Source organism: Mycobacterium sp. SMC-21, assembly GCF_045310825.1.
Lineage (GTDB): Bacteria > Actinomycetota > Actinomycetes > Mycobacteriales > Mycobacteriaceae > Mycobacterium.
Window position 1 is genome coordinate 1 of sequence record NZ_JBJIAO010000080.1, and the last position, 3,601, is coordinate 3,601.

A 3,601-nucleotide genomic window follows, 5' to 3' on the forward strand; every position below is an offset into this window, starting at 1 on the left:
GCCATGGGGACATCCTTCCAGCCCGCCCATGCTGGGCAAGCCAACTCAGATGTCACCTATTCGTGCAGCAGACCCGTCGACCAATCGAGATCAACCCTGAGCAGATGTTGTCGCTTATCGACCTATTCCCTCGCGACGAACTACGCACAACCCCAACTCCGCTGCCCCCGGGAGACACAGTCAGGGTCCCCGGCAAGGTGGACCCACACGTGCTGGAGGACGTCCAGAAGTGTGCTCAAAAGCTTGGACTTAACGACAGCCAGGTTCTCGAGGCGGCACTCTTAGGCTGGTTGTCGAGCAACAGCTCCTGACGGCGCTCGTCTTGCTGTGCGATTCCACGACCCGTAGAAAGTTCACGCCCCCGGTAGCGGCGGATATCGCCAGAAGCACGCAAAATTGGAGTGCCGACCTTGCGCTATTCGCTCGACCTGACCGGAGGACCACTGTCCACGCGATCTGTCGGCAGGCTTTGAGACTATGACCTGATGGATTTCATAGCTGGATCGACAGACTTGCGCTTGAGGTCGGACGCCGTCGCCGATCTCCTACAAATGGGCTCGTTCGCCTCAGCCGAGGAACTCCATTCGCTCTACAGATCACGAGTGCAAGAAGAAGTCGCTGCCCTCGTAGACCAGATGGCTTCAGCCGACGCCTTCGACCTCATTGAACTCATGCGATTACGTGAGGTGCCAATTTCACCAGTGTTGGGACTTGGCCCCGGCATTGAAATAAGCGGCGCCGCCTTAGAGATCGTTTCTCTAATCCTCACCTGCCGAGCATCGCGAATGGCCACGGAGCCTGACCAACCCAACGCGACGAACCCGCACGAGCTGATACCAGGGCTTCATGACACCGCGATGCGACTGCTTCGATTAGCTGTCTTCCACGCGATGGCCAGTGCTCGCCTTTCCGACGAACCGCTCGCTCCGCTAGCCGCTGAATTTCAGGGCAATGTGGTGAACGTACGTACCATGCAGTACCCGTCACTGCAGGATCAGCAGAACGCGGCACTCCTTGACAGCGACCGTTTACGCAGCGTCGTCGAGACGGCACTCGGTTTCAGTTACCAGCAGTTCACGCAGGTACGCGACGCCATCGGCGATCTTTACAGCGACAGGTTCATCGGACTGCGAAACCAGACCGCCGCGATCGTCGAGGAATACGGAGCTCCGGACGGCGCACTCCCTCCTGAGGTCGTGGATCAATTTCGCGAAGCCATGATCCAAATGATGTTTCTTCCAGGCGAGAGGGCCCAGTTTACGGTCGCTGACATAGCCGAGCGGGTGAGCTGCGACGCGGGCGTTGTTGAGCGAGTCATAGACGCGTTCAGCATCAAATTCGAGGACCGTGACCCAGCCGACGAGATCATCGCTTTTCTTCGGGGCGACAACCCGTTTCGAACAGCCGGCCTTGTCTCCGACGGTAATGGCAACTATGTGATTGCTGGCAACCCCATCGGTACGGACGCGCTTCGATACATCGTTGAAGAGGCTCTGAAAGACAGCCCTAAATGGAAGACCTACGACAAAGCACGAACCGCTCTCAGCGAGGGACTTGCGATCGACGAGATCGAGAGTCTTCTGCAGACCAAAGCACAATATCGGGGACTAAAGTACTTCACGCCCAAGGAAGGCGTGGAAACAAACCGCCTAAATCGCGACTGCGCTAATTTGACGGACATCGCCAACGAGACCGAATGCGATGGCCTCTTCATTGTCGATGATTTTGCATTGTGCGTTGAGGTCAAAGGACGTACTGTCGCCGACCAAGCGCGTCGGGGGGATGTACGTCGCCTGGCGCGAGAACTCGCCCAGATCGTCGGATCCGCTGCAGCCCAAGCACGTAGGCTGGAGACGCTCATCGAGGTAAACGGCGGTATATGGCTGGCCGATCGCACCTGGCTTGAACTCGATTTGCTTCGCGAAGTGCGATCGATTGCTGTGTGCCTCGACGATATCGGTCCGCTGGCGATCGCGATGGACGATCTTCGCCGAGCCGGAATTCTCAACGCTGACAAGCTGCCGTGGATCACGTCCCTGCACGACCTATCAGTCATCGCGCAGATCGTTGGTCGTCCGGCTGAGTTTCTCCTCTATCTACGGCGCCGGTCGGATTCAGCGGTCGCGAAGCTGTACCGCGCCACCGATGAACTTGATCTGTTCATGTTGTTTCTGAGTGATCATCATCTCTACGTCGAACCCGATCCAGATCAGGTCGCCGCCGATTTTCCTGCAGCACCAACGCCAACCAAGGCTGCCCGCCGGCGCTTCAAACGGTCGCAGCGACTCACTCGAGTCTTGACCCACACCGACCCCCTGGACGCGTGGATGTACAAGCAAGACGGAACGAGCCCGTTCCCGGCTGCGAAGCCAACATTCACTTCGAACCCGTTCGTCCTCAAGCTAGTCGACGACCTAACGAACCAACGACCGCGCGGATGGCTTCGAGTCACCTCTGATTTGCTGGCGACCTCGGGTGAATCGCAAGCCAACCTCGAACACGCCACAAAGTCCGCCGTTCGTTTAACTAGGTTGGACCACCAAATGCACACTGCGACACAGGCATTCGCGGGCGTTTGGGGCTTACCAACGATCGTCATCGGAACATGCCCGCTCGGAACGCTGCCGGAGAAGGCGATCGAAGATCTGTCGATCTACACGACGGCGAAGAAGCACCAACTGAAATCGGATCGCGCGGTCTGCATCTTGTTCGATGAAGCCGGTGATATATGCGGGGTCGAGTACTACAACGACCGCGTAGCCGATGACCCCGACATGGATGAGCTCGTCGAGCGATTGCAACTCAAATCACCTCGCCAGCGACCGGCGCGCAACCCGACTACGCCAGGGAAGTCAACACCGCGTCGGCGGTCTCGCAAGAGCAACAAGAGCCACAAGAAGCGTCGATGAGGACTACCGCACCCCAGACGAAGAGGTTGGTAATGAGACACGATGACCTGGTGATTTCTTCGACGCAATGGCTCCAGCCCCCTAAACCAAATCCGACAAGGCATGTCTTCCCATTACTTATCGCATCCTCTACAAGTAGCAATGCGTCGTGCTCGACACCGCCAGCGGTGATCAGCCACGTCCACTAATGGTCGCCGAATCGCGGCACATCACCTATGACATTGAGAGCGCAGGCCGCGCCGCTCGCACTACAGCAGGAGCAATGAACCCAAAAAACCCACGCCAACACGGTGATCATGGTGACCGCACTGGTCGCACTCATCGACCACGGTGGCCGTGGCGTTGAGCGGCGATGGCGAACCCGAGCCGCGCTACCACGACAAGATAAGCGCAGGCTCAATAATGGCTTTCCACATAGGAGAAGGGGGTAGCTCTTAACCTCAATAGACTTCGGGTTCCAAAGCGCTCGTTTGATAGAAAGTGAGGGGTCTCGTGCGTGACGACGTAATTGAAGCACTTAGCGGCGGATGGGTCACAGTGACGATCAGCGAAGACGGAAGCACGCCCTATGCAGATAAGCCAATCAAGACACTTACTGAGCACCGCTTCAATCATGGGCCTTGCCCCCATGTAGTGGACACGGGATTTGTGGTTACGCGGCTACTGGCAGCGTAGCCGGTGTTAGGGTCCTT

At 57.7% G+C, this 3,601-nt stretch carries 1 protein-coding gene; it reads left to right on the forward strand.

Annotation, left to right across the window (positions count from 1 at the left end; all coding sequences use genetic code 11):
• Positions 1–602: 602 nt before the first annotated feature.
• Positions 603–2,909: a hypothetical protein gene (locus ACJH6H_RS29525; RefSeq protein ID WP_406776370.1), complete on the forward strand. Its 2,307-nt coding sequence runs from the start codon at positions 603–605 to the stop codon at positions 2,907–2,909.
• Positions 2,910–3,601 lie beyond the last annotated feature (692 nt).